Annotated in this window: 19 protein-coding genes; 10 read left to right on the top strand and 9 right to left on the bottom strand. The window is 74.7% G+C overall.

Annotated features, from left to right (window positions below):
* The first annotated feature begins 37 nt into the window (after positions 1–37).
* Complete coding sequence (locus tag HL189_RS17080) at positions 38–904, top strand: lysophospholipid acyltransferase family protein (RefSeq protein WP_369134912.1); 867 nt, start codon at positions 38–40, stop codon at positions 902–904.
* On the opposite strand, the gene HL189_RS17075 is transcribed toward HL189_RS17080, so the two are convergent.
* From HL189_RS17075 to HL189_RS17065, 3 genes are all read right to left on the bottom strand, one after another.
* Complete coding sequence (locus HL189_RS17075; protein ID WP_369134911.1) at positions 885–2,336, bottom strand: lipase maturation factor family protein; 1,452 nt, start codon at positions 2,334–2,336, stop codon at positions 885–887. The genes HL189_RS17080 and HL189_RS17075 overlap by 20 nt on opposite strands.
* A 24-nt stretch (positions 2,337–2,360) precedes the next feature.
* Positions 2,361–2,873 (bottom strand): GNAT family N-acetyltransferase, encoded by a 513-nt coding sequence (locus HL189_RS17070; RefSeq protein ID WP_369134910.1) that lies wholly within the window; start codon positions 2,871–2,873, stop codon positions 2,361–2,363.
* Between the two features lie 109 nt (positions 2,874–2,982).
* Positions 2,983–4,356: a KamA family radical SAM protein gene (locus HL189_RS17065; RefSeq protein ID WP_369134909.1), complete on the bottom strand. Its 1,374-nt coding sequence runs from the start codon at positions 4,354–4,356 to the stop codon at positions 2,983–2,985.
* Positions 4,357–4,474: 118 nt separating this feature from the next.
* Here HL189_RS17065 and HL189_RS17060 point away from each other — a divergent pair, with 118 nt between their 5' ends.
* The 7 genes from HL189_RS17060 (at position 4,475) to HL189_RS17030 (ending at position 12,199) form a co-directional block, all read left to right on the top strand.
* Positions 4,475–5,515, top strand: a complete 1,041-nt coding sequence (locus tag HL189_RS17060; RefSeq protein WP_369134908.1) for an L-erythro-3,5-diaminohexanoate dehydrogenase — start codon at positions 4,475–4,477, stop codon at positions 5,513–5,515.
* Positions 5,512–7,029 carry an amidohydrolase gene (locus HL189_RS17055; protein ID WP_369134907.1) on the top strand — a complete coding sequence of 506 codons (1,518 nt, stop codon included), beginning with the start codon at positions 5,512–5,514 and terminating at the stop codon, positions 7,027–7,029. The genes HL189_RS17060 and HL189_RS17055 overlap by 4 nt, the downstream gene beginning before the upstream one ends.
* A 94-nt stretch (positions 7,030–7,123) precedes the next feature.
* Positions 7,124–8,707 carry a lysine 5,6-aminomutase subunit alpha gene (locus tag HL189_RS17050; RefSeq protein WP_369134906.1) on the top strand — a complete coding sequence of 528 codons (1,584 nt, stop codon included), beginning with the start codon at positions 7,124–7,126 and terminating at the stop codon, positions 8,705–8,707.
* Positions 8,700–9,470 (top strand): OAM dimerization domain-containing protein, encoded by a 771-nt coding sequence (locus HL189_RS17045; protein WP_369134905.1) that lies wholly within the window; start codon positions 8,700–8,702, stop codon positions 9,468–9,470. Before HL189_RS17050 ends, HL189_RS17045 begins: the two co-directional genes overlap by 8 nt.
* Entirely contained in the window at positions 9,467–9,868 is a 402-nt protein-coding gene (locus HL189_RS17040; RefSeq protein ID WP_369134904.1) for a hotdog fold domain-containing protein, read from the top strand. Before HL189_RS17045 ends, HL189_RS17040 begins: the two co-directional genes overlap by 4 nt.
* 86 nt (positions 9,869–9,954) lie before the next feature.
* A complete protein-coding gene (lnt, locus tag HL189_RS17035; RefSeq protein ID WP_369134903.1) occupies positions 9,955–11,544 on the top strand; it encodes an apolipoprotein N-acyltransferase in 1,590 nt (529 codons plus the stop codon).
* Between the two features lie 106 nt (positions 11,545–11,650).
* A complete protein-coding gene (locus tag HL189_RS17030; protein ID WP_369134902.1) occupies positions 11,651–12,199 on the top strand; it encodes an FxsA family protein in 549 nt (182 codons plus the stop codon).
* A gap of 116 nt (positions 12,200–12,315) precedes the next feature.
* Here the strand turns inward: HL189_RS17030 and HL189_RS17025 are convergent, their stop codons facing one another.
* The 5 genes from HL189_RS17025 to HL189_RS17005 all read right to left on the bottom strand — a co-directional run bounded on the left by HL189_RS17025 (position 12,316) and on the right by HL189_RS17005 (position 16,674).
* Positions 12,316–12,660 (bottom strand): RNA polymerase-binding protein RbpA, encoded by a 345-nt coding sequence (locus HL189_RS17025; RefSeq protein ID WP_222266899.1) that lies wholly within the window; start codon positions 12,658–12,660, stop codon positions 12,316–12,318.
* Positions 12,661–12,844: 184 nt separating this feature from the next.
* Entirely contained in the window at positions 12,845–13,579 is a 735-nt protein-coding gene (locus tag HL189_RS17020) for a thymidine kinase (protein WP_369134901.1), read from the bottom strand.
* Positions 13,576–14,952 carry an MFS transporter gene (locus HL189_RS17015; protein ID WP_369134900.1) on the bottom strand — a complete coding sequence of 459 codons (1,377 nt, stop codon included), beginning with the start codon at positions 14,950–14,952 and terminating at the stop codon, positions 13,576–13,578. Before HL189_RS17015 ends, HL189_RS17020 begins: the two co-directional genes overlap by 4 nt.
* A gap of 52 nt (positions 14,953–15,004) precedes the next feature.
* Positions 15,005–15,901 carry a lysophospholipid acyltransferase family protein gene (locus HL189_RS17010; RefSeq protein WP_369134899.1) on the bottom strand — a complete coding sequence of 299 codons (897 nt, stop codon included), beginning with the start codon at positions 15,899–15,901 and terminating at the stop codon, positions 15,005–15,007.
* Positions 15,898–16,674 (bottom strand): glycerophosphodiester phosphodiesterase, encoded by a 777-nt coding sequence (locus HL189_RS17005; protein ID WP_369134898.1) that lies wholly within the window; start codon positions 16,672–16,674, stop codon positions 15,898–15,900. The genes HL189_RS17010 and HL189_RS17005 overlap by 4 nt, the downstream gene beginning before the upstream one ends.
* Before the next feature lie 114 nt (positions 16,675–16,788).
* Here HL189_RS17005 and HL189_RS17000 point away from each other — a divergent pair, with 114 nt between their 5' ends.
* Positions 16,789–17,181, top strand: coding sequence for a hypothetical protein (locus tag HL189_RS17000; protein ID WP_369134897.1), 393 nt, complete (start codon positions 16,789–16,791; stop codon positions 17,179–17,181).
* A gap of 11 nt (positions 17,182–17,192) precedes the next feature.
* Here HL189_RS17000 and HL189_RS16995 read toward each other — a convergent pair whose 3' ends face one another.
* Positions 17,193–17,444: a hypothetical protein gene (locus HL189_RS16995; protein WP_369134896.1), complete on the bottom strand. Its 252-nt coding sequence runs from the start codon at positions 17,442–17,444 to the stop codon at positions 17,193–17,195.
* Positions 17,445–17,597: 153 nt separating this feature from the next.
* Here HL189_RS16995 and HL189_RS16990 point away from each other — a divergent pair, with 153 nt between their 5' ends.
* Positions 17,598–19,985: an ATP-binding cassette domain-containing protein gene (locus HL189_RS16990; protein WP_369134895.1), complete on the top strand. Its 2,388-nt coding sequence runs from the start codon at positions 17,598–17,600 to the stop codon at positions 19,983–19,985.
* Positions 19,986–19,990 lie beyond the last annotated feature (5 nt).

The following is a 19,990-nucleotide window of genomic DNA, read 5'->3' as shown; positions in this document are numbered from 1 at the left end:
CGGCACACCGACCGGGCCGGTTGGCTAGGGTCCGCACATGGACACGCCGAGCTGGGGCGACATCGCCCGCCGGGACCTCTTCGGGCCCCGGCCCGACCCCCGGGACCGCCCCTACCGGATCGTCGTCCGGCTGGCGCTGGTCGTCTTCCGGCTGTTCGGCTTCCGGTTCGACGTCCGGGGCGCCGAGCACGTGCCCGCCACCGGCGGCGCGGTGCTGTGCAGCAACCACGTCAGCTACTTCGACTTCACCTTCCTGGGGCTGGCCGCGCTGCCGCAGCGCCGGCTGGTGCGGTTCATGGCGAAGGCGGTGGTCTTCCAGCACTGGCTCTCCGGCCGCTTCATGCGCGCCATGCAGCACATCCCGGTCGACCGGACCGCCGGCGCCGCCGCCTTCGACGTCGCCGTCCGCGCGCTCAAGGACGGCCAGGTCGTCGGCGTCTTCCCCGAGGCAACCATCAGCAGCTCGTTCACCGTCAAGGACCTCAAGGCCGGGGCCGCGCGGATGGCCGTCGACGCCGGGGTGCCGATCCTGCCGGCGGCGGTCTGGGGCGGTCACCGGGTGGCGACCAAGAACCACGACGTCGTCCTGCGCCGCGGGGTGCCCGTCACCGTGATCGTCGGCGAGCCGATCGTGCCGGAGCCGGGGGAGAAGGTGCAGAGCGTGCTGCGCCGCACCCGGGCGGCGATGGAGGCGCTGCTCGAGGAGGCCCAGCGCAGCTACCCCGACCAGCCGGCCGACGACGCCGACCGCTGGTGGCTGCCCGCCCACCTCGGCGGGACGGCGCCCACCCTCGAGGAGGCCAAGGAGCAGGACACCCGCGACGCCGCGGGCAAGAAGATCAAGCACCCCAAGCCGCACCCCGTCGTCCGGCTGAGGAAGATCCTCACCCGCCGCGGCCGCTGACCCCCGGCACGTCCTGGCGGGTGAGCGGGCCGACCATCACCCGCTCGAACCGGCGGTGCCACCAGGCGCCGGTGTCCCGCCGCTCGGCCCACGTGGTGAACCGGTAGCGGTACTGCAGCACCCGGACGGCGGCCGGCGGACGGTCCCCGAACGGCGCCGAGCGCAGCAGCCGCAGCGTCGCCGGGTCGGCGACCAGCAGCTTCTCCAGCAGGGGCCGCAGCCAGGACCGGCCGTAGGCGGGGGAGAGCGCGGCGAACCACATCAGCCAGTCCAGCCGCAGGTGGTAGGGCGCCCACTGGCGCGGACGACGGCGGACGTCGCCGGGCTTGCCCTTGAACTCGTACTCCCGCCAGACGGTGTCCGGGCCCGGGTGCGGGTCGTCGGTGGCCTCCACGACCAGTTCCCGCCGGATCCGGGTGACCGAGCCGAAGGCGCCGTAGCTGTTCACCAGCCGCAGCGGGTCGAAGCTGGTGTTCATCCGCTGGTGCGGGGACAGCAGGTTGCGGACCGGGCCGACGCTCAGCCCCGCCACCAGGACGGCGAGCACGACGCTGACGACCAGGAACCAGGTCGGTGCGGCGAGCTCCTCCGGTGGCTCCACCGGCAGCACCGCGGCCAGCCACCGCCCGTCGAGCAGCGACAGGGCGAGCACCAGGGTGAGCGCGTTCAGCCAGGCGAAGTTGCCGCTGACCAGCAGGTAGCCCTGGGTGATCACCATGACCGCCGCGGCTCCCCCGGCGATCGGCTGGGGGAGCAGCAGGCCGAACACCACGACCAGCTGGGTCACGTGGTTGGCCAGCGTCTCCACCTTGTGCAGCCGCGGGCTCAGCCGGTGGAAGAACCAGCTCAGCGGGTTGGGCATCGGCTGGGTCTCGTGGTGGTAGGCCAGGCAGGTCAGGTCCCGCCAGCACCGGTCGCCGCGCATCTTGATCAGCCCGGCGCCGAACTCCAGCCGGAACAGCAGCCAGCGCAGCAGCCACAGGCCCAGGACGGGGGGCGCGACGTGCGCCGGGCCGAGGAACACGGTGAGGAACCCGGCCTCCAGCAGCAGGGTCTCCCAGCCGAAGCCGTACCAGATCTGCCCGACGTCGACGATCGACAGGTAGAGCACCCACAGCGCCAGCCAGAGCGCCATCCAGCCCCACAGCGGCAGCCGGTCGGCGACCCCGGCCAGCGCCAGGGCGGAGAGGACGACGCCGAGCCAGCAGCAGGCGAGGAAGAACCGGTCCGACCAGCGCCAGTGGAAGATGCTCGGCGCCTTCCAGAAGCTCGTGTACCGCAGGAACCGGGGCACCGGGGTGAGGCCGTGGGTGCCGATCAGCGCCGGGCCCTGCCGCAGCGCGGCGACGAAGGCGATCAGGTAGACCAGCGCGATGCCGCGGGTGAACACCCAGCGCCCCATCCAGGCGCCGGGGTCGGCGAACCAGTCCATCGCTCCTCCTCGCCGGGGAACGGGTCAGTCGGCCGGTGCGCTCAGCCGGAAGGCCTCCAGCTCGGTGTCGTACCACCGCCGGGTGCGGCCCAGCGGTTCCATGCCCAGCCGCCGGCAGACGGCCAGTGACGGCTCGTTGCCCGGCCGGACGACGGCGTAGACCTCCACCAGCCCCTCACCGAACGCCCGGTCCAGCACGGCGCGGGCGGCCTCGGTGGCGTAGCCCCGGCCCCAGCTGTCCGGGTGCAGGTGCCAGCCGACCTCCACCTCGCCGACGCCGCGGGGCAGCGGCTTGAGCAGCACGGTGCCCGCCGGCCGGCCGCCGTCCACCGGGTCGATCGCCCAGCAGCCGTGCCGCGGGTCCAGCTCGTGCACCCGCTGCCAGCGCTCCACCAGCTCGCGCATCGACACCGTCGGCGGGCCGCCCAGCCAGCGGGTCACCTCGTCGCGGCCGTAGAGGTCGGCCAGGCGGGCGAGGTCGGCGTCCACCGTCGTCCAGGCCCGCAGTCGCAGCCGGCCGGTGCACAGCAGCTCCACCGCGGGTGGCTACCGCCGCCGTCCGCCCGGGAAACGCCGCCCGGCGGAGCTGGCCCCGCTGCAGGGGCCCCGTGCTGAGCCTGCGAAGCACGGGGGGCAGCGGGGTCGTTCAGCAGCCCACCGGCTCGAGGACGGCGGCGTCCGCGCGCTGGGCGGCCCACCACTCCCGGCCCTCGGCGGGCAGCGTGTGGATGGGGTCGTAGTAGGTGTAGCGCCGGTCCAGCGCCGCCTCGTCGGCCCGCTCGATGCCGGTGCGGTAGTTCTTCGTCCAGTAGGAGATGCCGCGCACCCGGTCGTACTCGGCCACCTGGTGCACCCAGCGCTTGCCGACGAAGGGCACGTCGCAGACGATCCGCGGGGTGGCGAACCCGGGCAGGTAGCCCATCAGGTCGTGCTGCAGCGTCTGCGCCTGGGCGAGGGAGACCCGCCAGTGCTCGGCGCTGGGGATCATGTCGCACATGTAGAAGTAGTAGGGCGTGATCCCGGCGCCGTCGAGCAGCCCGAAGCACAGGTCGAGCAGCTGCCCGGCGGTCGCGTTCACCCCGGCCAGCAGCACGCCCTGGTTGCGCACGTCGCGCACCCCGGCGGCCAGCAGCGCCCTGGTGGCCTCGGCCACCAGCGGGGTCACCGACTGCGCCGCGTTGACGTGCGTGTGCACGGCGAGGGAGACCCCGCGCTCCCGCGCGGTCCCCGCCAGCCGGGTCATGCCGGCCACGACGTCGTCCTGCAGCCAGTGCTGCGGCAGGCCCATCAGCGCCTTGGTGGCCAGCCGGATGTCGCGGACCGACTCGATCTCCAGCAGCCCGGCGACGAAGGCCTCGAGGTTGCGGAACGGCAGGTTGGCGACGTCCCCGCCGGAGACGACGACGTCCCGCACGCCGGGGGTGCGGCGCAGGTGGTCCAGCATCGCGCCCTGCCGGTCCACCGGCTTGAGGTCGAACTTGAGCTTGGCGACGGCGGGGGTGGAGTTGCCGACCAGGTCCATCCGGGTGCAGTGGCCGCAGTACTGCGGGCAGGTCGACAGCAGCTCGGCGAGCACCTTGGTGGGGTAGCGGTGGGTCAACCCCTCCACCGCCCACATGTCGTGCTCGTGCAGGGAGTCGCGGGTGGCGTACGGGTGGCTGCCGTCCGCGCCGGGCAGCCGGTCGGAGGCCACGGGCAGCATGTACCGGCGGACCGGGTCGGCGAGCATCGCCGCCGTGGTGGGCACGGTGCCGGGGACCATCGTGTTGAGCATCTGCGGCGGCAGCAGCAGCGACATCGTCGCCCGGCCCGCCTGGTCGGCCTCGACGTCGGCGTAGAACGACTCGTCGAGCAGGTCCCCGTACACGCCGCGCAGCTGCCGCACGTTCTTCACGCAGTGCGCGCGCTGCCACTGGGCGCTGCGCCACTCGCCCTCGGTCACCCCCGCAAACCCCGGCAGCCGGCGCCAGTCGGGCTCGACGAGCTCACGCACGGTGTACTCGTATGGCTGCTCCAGCACCGGAACTCCCGTCTCCTCAGTCGGATCGATGACGACCAGGCCAGCATACGGGAGGATCTTCGGCATTGAGGCATGATCACGATAGGTTCTGCGGTGTCGGTGGCACAGAGGCGGAGGGATGACGGTGGCGAGCGACCTGCTGCAGCGGAGTCTGGGGGTGCACCGCGTGCTCGACCCGGTCGGGGTGCTGCCTCAGGCGGCCACCCGGCTGGACCCCGATCCGCGGATCGCCCCCGACGAGGTGCGCATCGCCGTGGAGCGGCTGAACCTCGACGCGGCCTCCTTCCGGCAGCTGGCCGAGGAGCACGGCGGGGACGGCGACGCGGTGCGGGCCGCGGTGCTCGGGATCGTCGGGAGCCGGGGCAAGATGCACAACCCGGTCACCGGCTCGGGCGGCATGCTGGTCGGCACGGTCGAGGAGGTCGGCCCGGAGTCGCCGCTGGGCCTGTGCCCCGGTGACCGGGTCGCCACGCTGGTCTCGCTGACCCTCACCCCGCTGCGGATCACCGACGGGCTGGCCCGCTGGGACGGCCGCAGCGAGCAGGTCCCGGCGGCCGGGACGGCGGTGCTCTTCGCCCGGTCGATCGCCGCCGTCCTGCCCGACGACCTGCCCACCGAGGTCGCCCTCGCCGTCCTCGACGTGTGCGGTGCCCCGGCCGCCACCGAGCGCGTGGTGCACCGCGCCGGGCACCGCCCCTCGGTGGCCGTGCTCGGCGCCGCCGGCAAGTCCGGCTGCTTGAGCCTGGCCGCCGCGCGGGACGCCCGGGCGGGCCGCCTGGTCGGCGTGGTGCGGAACGAGGCCGAGGCCACCGCGCTGCGGGCCGCGGGCCTGGCCGACCAGGTGGTGGTCGCCGACGCCACCGACCCGCTGGCCCTCGCGGCCGCGGTGGGCAGGCCGGTGGACGTGACCGTGGTCTGCGTCGACGCACCCGGCGCGGAGCACGGGGCGCTGCTCGCCACGGCCGACGGCGGCACCGTGCTCTTCTTCTCCATGGCCACCTCCTTCTCGGCGGCGGCCCTGGGCGCGGAGGGGCTGGCGGCGGACGTGACCATGCTGGTCGGCAACGGCTACACCCCGGGGCACGCGGCCCTCGCCCTGCACCTGTACCGGTGCACGCCCGGCGTGCGGGCGCTGATCGACCCGCGGGTGCGGGCATGACCGGCCTGCTGGTCACCGGGGTCACCGTCGGCGACCGCCCCGGCCGGGCCGTGCACGTCGCCGACGGGCGGATCGCCTGGCTCGGCGACGCGGCCGACGCGCCGCCGGCCGGCCGGGTCGTGGACGGCGGGGGAGCGCTGCTGACCCCGGCGTTCGTCGACGCCCACGTGCACGCCACCGCGACCGGGCTCGCGCTGACCGGGCTGGCGCTGCACGGCGCGGGCAGCCTGCGGGCCGCGGTGGCCACCGTCGCCGACCATGCCGCGGCGCAGCCCACCGGCACGGTGCTGGGCACCGGCTGGGACGAGACCGGCTGGCCCGAGGGCCGCGGCCTGACCCGGTCGGACGTGGACGCGGTGGTGGGCGGGCGGCCGGCCTACCTGGCCCGGGTCGACGTGCACTCCGCGACCGTCTCCACGGCGCTGCTCGACCGCGTGCCCGGGATCACCGCCCTGCCCGGCTTCTCCGCCGACGGCCGGCTGCGGCTCGACGCGCACCACGCCGCCCGGCAGGCCGCCTACGGCGCCGTAGACCCCGCACAGCGCCGGGCCGCGCAGCGGGCCACCCTGGACGCCGCCACCGCGCTGGGCATCGGCACGGTGCACGAGATGGCCGGCCCGGAGGTGTCCAGCGCCGAGGACCTGGCCGGGCTGCTGGCGCTGGCCGGTGCGGCACCCGGCCCGCGGGTGCTCGGGTACTGGGGGGAGCTGGCCTCCCGCGGCGGGCTCGACGTGGTCCGCGAGCTGGGCCTGGCCGGCGCGGGCGGCGACCTGTTCTGCGACGGCGCGTTCGGCTCGCACACCGCGGCGCTCTCCCGTCCGTACACCGACCGGCCGGAGACCAGCGGCGCGCTGCGCTTCGACACCGGGCAGCTGGCCGACCACCTGCGCGCCTGCACGCTCGCCGGGGTGCAGGCCGGCTTCCACGTGATCGGGGACGCCGCCGTCGCCCAGGTGCTGGCCGCGGTCGGCACCGTGGCCGGCGAGCTGGGCCGGGACGCCGTGCGGGCCTGCCGGCACCGGCTGGAGCACCTGGAGATGGCCGACGAGGACGCGGTCGACGCGCTGCGGCGCTGGGGGATGGTGGCCAGCGTGCAGCCGGCGTTCGACGCGCTGTGGGGCGGCGCGGAGGGCATGTACGCCGAGCGGCTGGGCGTCGAGCGGGCCGCGGCCACCAACCCGCTCGCCGACCTGGTGGACGCCGGGGTGCCGCTGGCCCTGGGCAGCGACGCCCCGGTCACCCCGCTGGACCCCTGGGGCGGGGTGCACGCCGCCGTCGAGCACTCCACACCCGGCTCGGCGCTGCGCCCGTTCGACGCCTTCGACGCCGCCACCCACGGCGGCTGGGTCGCCGCCCGCGCCGAGCACGCCGAGGGCCCGCTCGCCGTCGGCGCGCCCGCCGACCTCGCGCTGTGGGCCACCGGGGACACGCTCTCCGCCGTCCTGGCCACCCGCGCCCGCCCCACCTGCCGGCTGCTCCTCGTGGCCGGCGAGCCGATCGGAGACCTCCGATGACGGCCATGTTGGCCAACATGGCCGTCCGGCGGTGGCCTGACGGGCATCCGGTGCGGCCATGTTGGCCAACATGGCCCCAGTGGGAGGGGGCACGATGAGCAAGCTGGCGCTGGACCCGGTGCTGGCGACCCGGGCGCGGGAGCTCGCCGCGCGCGCCGCCGCACCGGTGGTGGAGCTGGCGCGGGCGCACACCACGGTGTCCGTCGAGCGCGCCGTGCTGCGGCTGGCCGGGCTCACCGGCACCGACCCGGTCACCGGCGACGGGCCCGAGCAGGACCGCGTGCCCTGGGTGAACCGCGTGGTGGACGCCGTCCGCGACCAGGTGGGCCTGGAGTCCGGCGTCGCGCTGCCGGTCTGGCACGCGCTCACCAGCGGGACGGCGCACGACCTCCAGGAGCTGGCCGAGCAGGTCGGCGCCGGCACCGCCCGGTTCGCGCTGCCCGCCGACCCGGAGCCCGCCCGCGAGGCCGCCCGCACCGCGGTGGCCACCGGGATCGCCCGGATCGACGCCAACCGGGCCCGCCGCGACGAGCTGGTGGCCGGCCTCGGCGACCCGCCGCGGCGACCGTGGATCTACCTGATCGTGGCCACCGGCGACATCCACGAGGACATCCCGCAGGCCCAGGCCGCCGCCCGGGCCGGCGCCGACGTCATCGCGGTGATCCGGTCCACCGGGCAGTCGCTGCTGGACTACGTCCCCGAGGGTGCCACCCGCACCGGCTACGCAGGCACCTACGCCACGCAGGAGAACTTCCGGCTGATGCGCGCGGCGCTGGACGACGTCAGCCGGGAGCTGGGCCGCTACGTGCGGCTGACCAACTACGCCTCCGGGCTGTGCATGCCGGAGATCGCGGTGCTGGCCGGGCTGGAGCGGCTGGACATGATGCTCAACGACGCGATGTACGGGATCCTCTTCCGCGACATCAACCCGCGGCGGACCTTCGTCGACCAGCGGTTCAGCCGGATGGTGCACGCCCGCGCCGGGATCGTCATCAACACCGGCGAGGACAACTACCTCACCACCGCCGACGCCGTGGACGAGGCGCACACCGTCACCGTCAGCCAGCTGCTCAACGAGCGGCTGGCGCACGAGGCCGGGTTGGCGGACTGGCAGCTCGGCCTCGGGCACGCCTTCGAGATCGACCCGGACCGGCCCGAGTCCTTCCGGCTGGAGCTGGCCCACGCGCTGCTGGCCCGCGGCCTGTTCCCCGACGCGCCGCTGAAGTGGATGCCGCCGACCAAGCACATGACCGGCGACGTGTTCCGCGGCTACCTGCTGGACGGGTTCTTCAACCTGGCCGGGGCGCTGACCGGCCAGGGGATCCTGCTGGTCGGGATGATGACCGAGGCCGTGGTCACCCCGTGGCTGTCCGACCGGGACCTGGCGCTGCGCAACGTCCGGTACGTGCTGGGGTCCGCGGGCAACCTCGCCGAGGACTTCCACCCGCAGCCGGGCGGCTTCATCGACCGCCGCGCGCACACGGTGCTCGCCGAGGCGGTGGACCTGCTGGAGCGGATCGCCGACCACCCGCAGGGGCTGATCCAGGCGATCGCCGACGGCACCTTCGGCATCACCCGGCGGTCCCCGGACGGCGGGAAGGGCCTGGACGGCGTCGTCCGGCTCGCCGAGGGCGCCTACAACCCGGCCCTGGAGCTCCTGGAGGGCGTGCGTGTCTGACGGGACGATCGTCCGGCCCTACGGGGACACCACCGGCGACGGGATGGTGCAGACGTCGTTCACCCTGCCCGTCCCACCCGGCCCGCGCGCCGAGGGGGCCGCCCTGCAGCTGGCGAACAAGATGGGCATCGAGCCGGCCATGGTGGTGCACAGCCACGGCATCGGCGGTGGGGGCGGGACGGCGGGCGAAGGCGCGGCGTTCACGTTCTTCGTCGTCTACGGCAGCGTCCGGCACCTGGTCGACCTCGCGGCGGTGGAGGTCGAGGAGCGCGCCTACCCGCTGCTGTCCCCGACCGAGGTCAACGCCGCGATCAAGACCCGGCTGCGGCGCAGCCTCGTCGTGCTCGGCGCGTGCATCGGCACCGACGCGCACACCGTCGGCATCGACGCGATCCTCAACCTCAAGGGCTTCGCGGGGGAGAAGGGCCTGGAGTACTACCGGGAGATGCAGGTCGCGAACCTGGGCGCGCAGGTCGGGGTCGCCGACCTGGTCCGCACCGCGCGCGACCGGCGGGCCGACGCCGTCCTGGTCTCCCAGGTGGTCACCCAGCGCGACGCGCACCTGCGCAACACCCGGGAGCTCGCCGGGGCGTTCCGCGAGGCGATGGGGGAGTCCCGGCCGCTGCTGGTGGTCGGCGGTCCGCGGTTCGACCCGGCGATGGCGGCCGAGCTCGGCGTCGACAAGGTCTTCGGCCGGGGGACGACGCCCGGCGAGGTCGCCAGCTACCTGGTGCACGCCCTGGTCCCCGAGGAGGAACAGTGACCGACCCGCGCGAAGGCCTGATCGTCACCCACCGCCGCTACGTGCCGTACGCGCACGCCCACTACGGCGGCGACCTGGTCGACGGCGCCTACACCCTGGGCCTGTTCGGCGACGTGGCGACCGAGGTGGCGATCCGCACGGACGGCGACGAGGGGCTGCTCGCCGGCTACTCCGAGGTGCGCTTCCTCGCGGCGGTGCGGGCCGGGGACGTCCTGGAGGCATCCTGCGAGGTGGTCCGGGTCGGCCGCCGCAGCCGGGAACTGCGCTGCTGGGCCGAGGTCGTCGCCCGGGCCGAGCCGTCCCGGGGCGCCTCGGCGGCCCGCGTGCTCGACCCGCCGCTGCGGGTGGTGGAGGCGGTCGCCACCCTCGTCGTCCCGGGGCCGGCCGCGACCTCCTGAGCGTCGTCGCGGCCGGGGAGCCCGCCGGGATGGGATGCTGGGGCGCGGTCGCCGCGGTGGCGGCCGGGAACGCGGGGAGGACGGCGGTGCCGGCAGTGGTCACGACCGGCACCCGCCCGGCCGGCGCACCGGTGGCCGAGCCGCCCCGGCGCGGAGCCCGGCGGCTGCCCTGGCGCACGCTGCTGGCCGCGGCCGGCGGGCTGGCGCTGTTCCTGTCCTTCCCGGGGTGGGACCTCACCGGGCTGGCCGTGCTGGGCCCGGCCGCGCTGGCCCTGGCGGTCCGCGGGCAGCGGGTGCGCGGTGGCCTCTGGCTCGGTCTGGTGCTGGGGCTGGTCTTCATGGTGCCGCTGCTGTCCTGGACCGGTGTCTACGTCGGCCCGTTCCCGTGGCTGGCGCTGGCGGTCACCGAGGCGCTGTACTTCGCGCTGCTCGGCGGCGCCGCGGCGCTGACCTCCCGGCTGCCGCTGTGGCCGGTGTGGGGAGCGGCGCTGTGGGTGGCCGACGAGGCGCTGCGCGGACGCTGGCCGCTGGGCGGCTTCCCCTGGGGCCGGCTGGGCTTCAGCCAGGCCGACACCCCGTTCACCGCCCTGGCCGCCTACGGCGGCGTGCCGCTGGTCGGCTTCGCGGTCGCCCTCACCGGCACCCTGCTGGCCGCCGGCGTGCTGGCGGTGCGCCGCCGCGCCCGGCGGACGGCGGTCCTCGCGCTGGCCGGGGCGCTCCTCGTGCCGGCCGTCGGCCTCCTCGCCGCGCTCCCGCTGGCCGGGCCGTCGCTGACCGAGGGCGGGCCCACCCGCACGGTCGCGGTGATCCAGGGCAACGTCCCCCGGGCCGGGCTGGACTTCAACGCCCAGCGCCGGGCGGTGCTCGACAACCACGCCGCGGAGACCGAGCGGCTGGCCGCCCGCGTCGCCGCCGGCGAGGTGGCCGCGCCGGACCTGGTCATCTGGCCGGAGAACAGCTCGGACATCGACCCGTACACCAACCGCGACGCGGCGGCGGTGATCACCCGGGCGGCCCGCGCGGTCGACGCGCCGATCCTGGTCGGCGCGGTCGTCCAGGGCCCGGGCCGGTTCATCTCCAACACCGGCATCGTCTGGGACCCGGTCACCGGCCCGGGGGACACCTACGTCAAGCGGCACCCGGTGCCGCTCGCGGAGTACGTGCCCGCCCGGTCGTTCTTCCGGTTCTTCAGCCCGCTGATCGACCGGATCCACGACTTCGCGCACGGCAGCGAGGTCGGCAACCTCGACGTCGGCGGCGCGCGGGTGGGCGACGTCATCTGCTTCGAGGTGGCCTACGACGGGCTGGTGGCCGACGTCGTCCAGGGCGGCGCCGGGATGATCGTCGTGCAGACCAACAACGCCACCTTCGGCTACACCGACGAGACCGAGCAGCAACTGGCCATGGGCCGGCTGCGGGCCGTCGAGTTCGGCCGGACCGTCGTCGTCGCCGCGACCAGCGGGATCAGCGCCGTCATCGCCCCGGACGGGTCGCTGGCGCAGCGCTCGGAGCTGTTCACCGCCGCGACGTTCGTCGAGGAGATCGCCCAGCGCGACCAGCGGACGGTGGCCGAGCGGCTGGACTCCTGGCCGGAGTGGGTGCTCACCGCCGTCGGCGTCGGCGCGGTGCTCGCCGTCGCCGGGCCGGCGCCGGCCCGGCGCCGCCGCGCCCGCTGAGCCGCCTGCGCCGTCGGCGAACGCACGGGCGCCCGGAGCAAGATGGGCGCCTCGAGCGTTGACCGGAGTGGTGGCGGGGCGACGGCCCCGCGGAGGAGGAGGGCACATGGCCACGGGCCACACCGCGCTGGGTGACACGGCGCCGGGCGCCACCGGGTACCCGCGGCGCCGCGCCGGGTCCCGCTGGCGGACGGCGATCGGCCTGGGCGCGCTGGCGGAGGTCGCCGTCTTCGTCCTGGTGGCCGGGCAGATCGGCGTGGCCTGGACGATCCTGCTGACCCTGGCCACCAGCGCGCTGGGCGGGGTGCTGCTGGCCCGCCAGGGCACCCGGGCGCTGGCGGAGCTGCGCGAGCGTGCCCAGGGGCGCCGGCCGGCCGGGCGGGCGCTCGGCGACACCGGGCTGGCGGCCGCGGGGGCCCTGCTCATGGTGCTGCCGGGGTTCCTCGGCGACCTGCTCGGGCTCGTGTGCGTGCTGCCCGGCACCCGCCGGCTGCCGCGGGCGCTGATCGCCCGGGGGATCGCCCGCCGGATGCCCGACCGCTGGCTCGGCCCGGTCCGGGTGCGCGCCGTGCGGGTCGAGCAGGTCGACGGCACCTCCCGCACCGGCCCGGTCACCCGCGGGGGCGCCCGGGTGATCGACGGCGAGGTCGGCTGACGCAGAACGGCCCCGGTGGGAGATCCCACCGGGGCCGTTCTGCAACGTCCTGGAGCGGCCTGCCTCCAGGGGCCCACCGCGAGCTTGCGAGTGGTGGGGAGGAGGCAGGTCCTTCTTCAGCTCGCCCGGGTGCGGCGGCCGCGGAGCACCTCGAGCCGCTCGGCGAGGACCTCCTCGAGGTCGTCGACGGAGCGCCGCTCCAGGAGCATGTCCCAGTGGGTGCGCGGCGGCTTGACCTTCTTGGGCGCCGGCTCCGAGCCGCCGACGAGCTTCGCGGCGGAACCGTCGAACTTGCACTCCCAGGTGTCCGGGATCTCCGCGTCGTCAGCGAAGGGCACCGTCACGAGGTGTCCCTGAGGGCACCGGTACTCGGCGTACTGCCGCTCGATGGGCGCGGTGTTGCGCTCGGTCTCGTAGCTCACGCTGCCCAGTCGGCTTCCGCGCAGGGAACGCTCGCCCATGGCACACCGTCCTCTCGTGCTGATGTCGGTTCGTTCTGGACTGCCCGGACAGCCGCATGCTCACGCATCCGGTGCGGGGTGTCGCAGGAGTCAACGACAGATGAAGGAAGAAGATTCCGTGTCGTCCGGCCGACCATCATCGCATGGGGTGAGGTATAGGGCACCACCCACCCCCTCCGAGGGGTCAGCGCAGCGCCAGCTGCCCCGGACCGGTCGGGGCGCGGCCGAGCTCGCCGCGGACGTAGTGCCGCCGGCAGAGCACCTGGTAGCGCACCGGTGCGTCGTCGGCCGGCCCGGCGACGTCGTCGGGCGACGACGCCGGCGCGGTGTCGGCGACCACCACCGTGGCGCCCTCCCGGACCATCGCCCCGCCCACCACCCGGGCGTTGAGCAGCCCGGGCAGGCCGCACCAGCACAGCACCTGGACCTGCACCCGCTGCACGTCGTCGGCGAGCTCGAACAGCCGCTGCGTCCCGGGGAACAGCCGGGCGCGGAAGTCGGTGGTCAGGCCGAAGGCGTACACGTCGACGTGGGACTCGTCGACCAGCTCGGCCAGCTGCTCCACCTGCGCGCCGGTGAGGAACTGCGCCTCGTCGACGATCAGGTAGTCGACCCGGTGCCCGGCGGCCCAGTGGTCGCGCACCAGCAGCCGGACGTCGGTGCCGGCGTCCACCTCCAGGGCCGCGCGCCGCAGCCCCACCCGGGAGCTGATCTGCGGGCTCCCCGACCGGTCGCCCTGGGTCAGCAGCACCCCGTGCCGGCCCTGCCTGCGCTGGTTGTGGTCCACCTGCAGGGCCAGCGTCGACTTGCCGCAGTCCATCGGGCCGTGGAAGAACACCAGGTGCGCCGGCGCCGGGTGGCGGCGGCGGTCCCCGGCGGCGGGCACGAACGGGATCCCGTTCGGGGGAGAGGGGGTCACAGACGCTCCGGGGGTGTGTTGCCGGCCTCGACGATCGCCTGCCGCATGTCGAGCTTCAGCAGCAGCCACCCGCCGACGCCGAAGAACAGGACCAGGCTGAAGATCGCGGAGCGGTAGGAGTCGGTGAGCTGGAAGGTGAGCGCGAACAGGAACGGGCCCAGCCAGCTGGTGCCGCGGTCGCTGATCTCGTACAGGCCGAAGTACTCGGCCTCCTTGCCGGCCGGGATCAGCTGGCTGAACAGCGAGCGGGACAGCGCCTGCGTGCCGCCGAGCACGAAGCCGATGACCACCGCGAGCAGGTAGAACTGCACGGCCGCGCCGGCGGTGAGGAAGTAGGCGGCGACCAGCACACCGGTCCACACGACGAGCGCGCCGAGCACGGTGCGCCGCGCGCCGATCCGGGCCGCGATCCGGCCCATGCCCACCGCGCCGAAGAAGGCGACCACCTGCACCAGCAGGATCGCCGAGACCAGCGTGGTCTGGGACAGTTCCAGCTCCTCGGCGCCGTACTGGGCCGAGACGCCGATGACCGTCTGGACGCCGTCGTTGTACAGCAGGTACGCGGCGAGGAACCACAGCGTCAGCCGGTACCGGCGCAGGTCGCGCAGCGTGCCGCCGAGCTGGCGGAAGCTCGCCCGCAGCGGCCCGCCGGACGCCGGCACCAGGGCCGCCTCCCGCGGGCGCCGGTTGCGCAGCAGGGTGATGCTGACGACGGCGAAGCCGGCCCACCAGACCCCGGCCGAGGCCAGGCAGATCCGCACCGCCTCGCCCTCGGTCAGCCCCAGCGCCTCGTACCGCGTGAACAGCACCAGGCTGGCGGCCAGCAGCAGGGCGCCGCCGAGGTAGCCGAAGGCCCAGCCCCGGCTGGACACCGCGTCCCGCTCGTCGGGCCCGGCGAGGTCGGGCAGCCAGGAGTAGTAGACGACGGTCGCCGCGCCGAAGCAGAGGTTGGCCACGACGTACAGCGCGGCGCCCAGCAGGTACCGCTGGTCGGCGACGAAGAACAGCGCCATGGTGCTCAGCGACCCGAGCGTGGCGAAGCAGGCGAGCAGCTGCCGCTTGTGCCCGGTGCGGTCGGCGAGGGCGCCGGTGACCGGCAGGACGACGACCTGCAGCAGCACCGACAGGGACAGCACGTAGCCGAACCAGCTGCCCGACGGCACGCTGATGCCCAGCGGGTGGATCCGGCCGTCGGCGTCCGCGGCCGCCTCGGCGATCGAGGTGAGGTAGGGGGCCAGGAACACCGTCGTCACCGAGGTGTTGAAGGCCGACATCGCCCAGTCGTAGGAGTACCAGCCGGCCCGCTCGCGGCGCAGGGCGCGGTCGGCGGGGGAGGGGACCGGCGACTGCTGGGCCGGTGGCGCTGCGTTCACCGGCGCAGGGTGGCAGCCGGAGCGTGCCGGGTCCAGCACCGTCCGGAGCCGGTCACGGGATGTCCGGCGGGACGACGCCCCCGGGGAACGCGGCGACCGCCGTCGTCGGCCGGGTGGGGTCGCAGAACGCGACCCGGTCAGCCGGCTCGCCGGCCCGCAGCGGCACCAGCCCGCGGGTGAGCGCGGCCGCAATGCGGGTGCGGGCACGGTTCACGTCCCCGACCCGCCCCGGCCGCAGGTCGTCCAGGTGCACGGCCGGGCCGATGTGCACGCGCAACGCCGGCTGCACCCACAGGGCGCGCAGCATGGTGCGCAGCTTGCCCCAGTCGTTGGCGTACTGGAGGACCTCGTGGGCACCCCACTGGCTGACCGGGATGACCGGCACGCCGGCGTCCAGAGCCAGCCGGGCCAGTCCCGTGCGGCCACGCTCCGGCCACCCGTCCGGTGCCAGCCCCACCCGGCCCTCCGGGTAGGCGACGACGTGCCCGCCGTGGGCCAGCGCCACCTGGGTCACCCGCAGGGCGAGGGCGGCGGCATCGCTGCGCCGCTGCACCCGGATCCCGCCGGACCGCTCGAGCAGCGGCCCGACGACCGGCGCGGACATGATCCCGCCGGTGGCCATGAACCGCGGGGTCAGGCCGGCCCGGTGCAGCACCGCGGCGATGGTGAAGATGTCGTAGTCCCCGATGTGGTTGACCGCCAGCAGCAGCGGTCCGCGCCGCCACTCCTCGGGGACGCTGCCGGTCACCTCCAGCCGGCCGAACAGCCCCACGACCGGGGACCAGACGCGCAGCATGAGCCGCCAGAACCACCAGGGCGGGGCGGCGGCGATCGCCAGCTCCCGGGCGAACCACTCGGGATCGTCCGGTCCGACCTGCGGCGCGAGGTCGTCGGGCAGCGGGGGAGCGGGCGGCCGCCAGGCGCGCAGCCGCCGACCGAGCCGGCTCACACGCCGGTCCACTGACCGCGGGCGACCAGCGCGTCCCGGAGCATGCCGGGCCGGTCGGTCATCAGGCCGTCGACGCCGAGGTCGAGCATCTCCGCGGCCTCCTGCTCGCCGTCCACCGTCCACACGTGCACCTGCAGGCCGCGGGCGTGCGCGGCGGCGATGAACCGCTCGTCGACCAGCGGCCGCCCGCCCAGGGCCAGCGGCACCTGGGCGCAGCCGGCCTGGATCTGCACCAGCCCGGCGGCCCTGGGGGAGTAGCTGGACAGGCGCAGCGCCGCGACCCCGCGGGGCCCGAGCGACGTGCAGACGTCCGGCCCGAACACCCGGCGGGCCGCCGCCACCCTGGCGTCGGAGAACGAGGCGAGGCAGATGCGGTCCTCGACGCCCATCCGCCGCACCGTGCGCACCAGGGGCGCCAGCACGCCGGCGGCCTTGATGTCGAGGTTGAAGCGCACGTCCGGCCACGCCGCGAGCAGGTCCTCCAGCCGCAGGATCGGCTGGCGCCCACCGATCAGCGCCGCGCCCACCTCCCGCCACGGCAGGGCCTCCACCCGGCCGTCGCGGTCGGTCACCCGGTCGAGCGTCGGGTCGTGGAACACCACCAGGACGCCGTCGGCGGTCACCCGGACGTCGGTCTCCAGGTACCGGTAGCCCAGCTTCACGCAGGCCTCGAACGCGGGCATGGTGTTCTCGAGGTGCTCGATCGCGCCGCCTCGGTGCGCCATCGCCAGCGGGGTCGGCCCGTCGAGGAAGGCGAAGCGCGATCCCGGCACGGGTCCACGCTAGTGCCGCCCGCCGACGCGCCGCCGAAGGGTCCGGGGGAGCGGGACCCGGCGGCGTTGGCGTGTCCGCGGTCGGCGACCGCCGGCGCGTTCTACCGTTCCCCCGTGGCGGTGGAGCAGGGGACCGGCGCCCGCCAGGCGCACAGCCGGCGGGACGGCGAGGAGCGACGCTGCGGCTGGTGCCGCAGCGTGCTGCCGGCGCAGGAGTCGGTGGGACGCCCGCGCCTCTACTGCGGCCAGGCCTGCCGGCAGCGGGCCTACGAGCAGCGGTCGGCGACGGCGAAGGCCGGCCTGTCCGACGACGTGGTGCTGGTGACCCGCGCCGAGCTCGACGGCCTGCAGGACCGGCTCTACCAGCTGCGCTGTGCGATCGAGGACGTGCAGACGCTGCTCACCGAGCGGCCGACCAAGGCCGAGCTCGAGCGGTCGCTCGAGGACCTGATCCGCTCGACCGGCCGCCTGGACCGGCTCTGGCTCAACGGCCGCGCCGCCGGCTGAGGCCGGCCCGGTCAGCGGTCGCTGTCGGAGTTCTCGTTCCGGTCCTCGTTCTCCCCGGACTCGTCGTCCTGCTCGTTGCTGTCCTGCTGGGGGATGGTCGGGCTCGAACCCTCGGTGTTGGTGGTGTCGTCGTCGGTCGTGCCGTCGTTGCGGGTGTCGCTGTTCTCGCCGCCACTGGGGGAGCCACAGGCGGTCAGCACCGCCGGGCCGCCGAACAGGGCGAGCGCTGCGAGCAGGGCGGCCAGCGGACGTCGGATCTGCATGCCCCGACCCTAAGGACGTCGCGGCCGGTCCGCCCCTCGAAGCCCCGGCGCACCGCCGCGCCGCCGTCGCGGGGCGGGCTCACGCGGCCTACCGGACGTGGACCGGCCTGAGAAGATCACCGTCGGCGGTGCGACCCGACGGATGGAGACACGATGAGCATGGTCACGCGGACGGACAGCCGGTCGGCTGCACAGCACGCTGCCGACAGCCACGACCTGATCCGTGTGCACGGCGCGCGCGTGAACAACCTCAAGGACGTCAGCGTCGAGATCCCCAAGCGGCGCCTGACGGTGTTCACCGGGGTCTCCGGCTCGGGCAAGAGCTCGCTGGTGTTCGACACGATCGCCGCGGAGTCGCAGCGGCTGATCAACGAGACCTACAGCGCTTTCCTGCAGGGCTTCATGCCGTCGCTGGCCCGGCCGGAGGTCGACCTGCTGGACGGCCTGACGACGGCGATCATCGTCGACCAGGAGCGGATGGGCGCCAACCCCCGCTCCACCGTCGGCACCGCCACCGACGCCAACGCGATGCTGCGCATCCTGTTCAGCCGGCTCGGGCAGCCGCACCTCGGCTCGCCCAACGCCTACTCGTTCAACCTGCCCTCGGTGCGGGCCAGCGGCGCGATCACCGTCGAGCGCGGAGCCAAGACGAAGACCGAGAAGGCCACCTTCACCCAGCTCGGCGGCATGTGCCCGCGCTGCGAGGGCATGGGCTCGCTCAACGACTTCGACCTCACGGCCCTCTACGACGAGTCCCGGTCGCTGAGCGACGGCGGGCTGAAGGTGCCCGGCTACAGCATGGACGGGTGGTACGGCCGCCTGTTCCAGGGCATCGGCCTCGACCTGGACAAGCCGATCGGCAGGTACACGAAGAAGGAGATGCACGACCTCCTCTACAAGGAGCCGACCAAGATCAAGGTCGAGGGCGTCAACCTCACCTACGAGGGCGTGATCCCGAAGGTGCAGAAGTCGATGCTGTCCAAGGACGTCGACGCGCTGCAGCCGCACGTCCGGCGCTTCGTGGAGCGCGCGGTGACGTTCACTACCTGCACCGAGTGCGGCGGCACCCGGCTCACCCAGGAGGCCCTGGGGTCGAGGATCCGGGGCAAGAACATCGCCAACGTCTGCGCGATGCAGATCAGCGACCTGGCCCGCTGGGTGCGGGACCTCGACGAGCCCTCGGTGGCCCCGCTGCTCACCGGGCTGCAGCACCTGCTGGACTCCTTCGCGGAGATCGGCCTCGGCTACCTCAGCCTGGACCGCCCGTCCGGCACGCTGTCGGGCGGCGAGGCGCAGCGCACCAAGATGATCCGGCACCTCGGGTCGTCGCTCACCGACGTCACCTACGTCTTCGACGAGCCGACCATCGGGCTGCACCCGCACGACATCCAGCGGATGAACGGCCTGCTGCTGCAGCTGCGCGACAAGGGCAACACCGTGCTGGTCGTGGAGCACAAGCCGGAGGCGATCGCGATCGCCGACCACGTCGTCGACCTCGGTCCGGGCGCCGGCACCGGCGGGGGCGAGGTGGTCTTCGAGGGCACCGTGGCGGGGCTGCGGGCCAGCGGCACGCTGACCGGGCGGCACCTGGACGACCGCGCCGCCCTCAAGCCGTCGGTGCGGACGCCGTCGGGGGCGCTGGAGGTGCGCGGCGCCGGCACCCACAACCTGCAGGACGTGGACGTCGACGTCCCGCTCGGGGTGCTGTGCGTGGTCACCGGCGTGGCCGGCTCCGGGAAGAGCTCGCTGATCCACGGCTCGGTGGCCGGGCGGGACGGCGTGGTGGTGGTCGACCAGGGCGCGATCCGGGGCTCGCGACGGAGCAACCCGGCCACCTACACCGGCCTGCTCGAGCCGATCCGCAAGGCGTTCGCCAAGGCCAACGGGGTGAAGCCGGCGCTGTTCAGCTCGAACTCCGAGGGCGCCTGCCCCACCTGCAACGGCGCGGGCGTCATCTACACCGACCTGGGGGTCATGGCCACCGTCGAGTCCCCCTGCGAGGAGTGCGAGGGGAAGCGGTTCCAGGCCGCGGTGCTCGAGTACACGCTGGGCGGCCGGAACATCTCCGAGGTCCTCGCGATGTCGGTGGCCGAGGCCGAGGAGTTCTTCGGCGACGGCGAGGCGCGGCTGCCGGCGGCCCACGCGATCCTGTCCCGGCTGGCCGACGTCGGGCTCGGGTACCTCACCCTCGGCCAGCCGCTCACCACGCTGTCCGGCGGCGAGCGGCAGCGGCTCAAGCTGGCCGCGCAGATGGCCGAGAAGGGCGACGTCTACGTCCTCGACGAGCCGACCACCGGCCTGCACCTCGCCGACGTCGAGCAGCTGCTCGGGCTGCTCGACCGGCTCGTCGACTCCGGCCGGTCGGTCCTCGTCATCGAGCACCACCAGGCGGTCATGGCGCACGCCGACTGGCTCATCGACCTCGGTCCCGGCGCCGGCCACGACGGCGGCCGGATCGTCTTCGAGGGCACGCCCGCCGACCTCGTCGCCGACCGGTCCACCCTCACCGGCCAGCACCTGGCGGCCTACGTCGGCGGCTGACGACC

The sequence above is a fragment of the Modestobacter sp. I12A-02662 genome (assembly GCF_041028325.1).
Classification (GTDB): domain Bacteria; phylum Actinomycetota; class Actinomycetes; order Mycobacteriales; family Geodermatophilaceae; genus Modestobacter.
Note: the sequence above shows the minus strand (reverse complement) of the source record. Positions and strands in the feature narration are given on the sequence as shown.

Bases quoted from the DNA above. Each gene is read 5' to 3' on its own strand.
- HL189_RS17080 (WP_369134912.1), top strand. From the start codon at position 38: ATGGACACGCCGAGCTGGGGCGACATCGCCCGCCGGGACCTCTTCGGG.
- HL189_RS17075 (WP_369134911.1), bottom strand. From the start codon at position 2,336: ATGGACTGGTTCGCCGACCCCGGCGCCTGGATGGGGCGCTGGGTGTTC.
- HL189_RS17060 (WP_369134908.1), top strand. From the start codon at position 4,475: ATGACGGTGGCGAGCGACCTGCTGCAGCGGAGTCTGGGGGTGCACCGC.
- HL189_RS17055 (WP_369134907.1), top strand. From the start codon at position 5,512: ATGACCGGCCTGCTGGTCACCGGGGTCACCGTCGGCGACCGCCCCGGC.
- HL189_RS17050 (WP_369134906.1), top strand. From the start codon at position 7,124: ATGAGCAAGCTGGCGCTGGACCCGGTGCTGGCGACCCGGGCGCGGGAG.
- HL189_RS17030 (WP_369134902.1), top strand. From the start codon at position 11,651: ATGGCCACGGGCCACACCGCGCTGGGTGACACGGCGCCGGGCGCCACC.
- HL189_RS17025 (WP_222266899.1), bottom strand. From the start codon at position 12,660: ATGGGCGAGCGTTCCCTGCGCGGAAGCCGACTGGGCAGCGTGAGCTAC.
- HL189_RS16995 (WP_369134896.1), bottom strand. From the start codon at position 17,444: ATGCAGATCCGACGTCCGCTGGCCGCCCTGCTCGCAGCGCTCGCCCTG.
- HL189_RS16990 (WP_369134895.1), top strand. From the start codon at position 17,598: ATGAGCATGGTCACGCGGACGGACAGCCGGTCGGCTGCACAGCACGCT.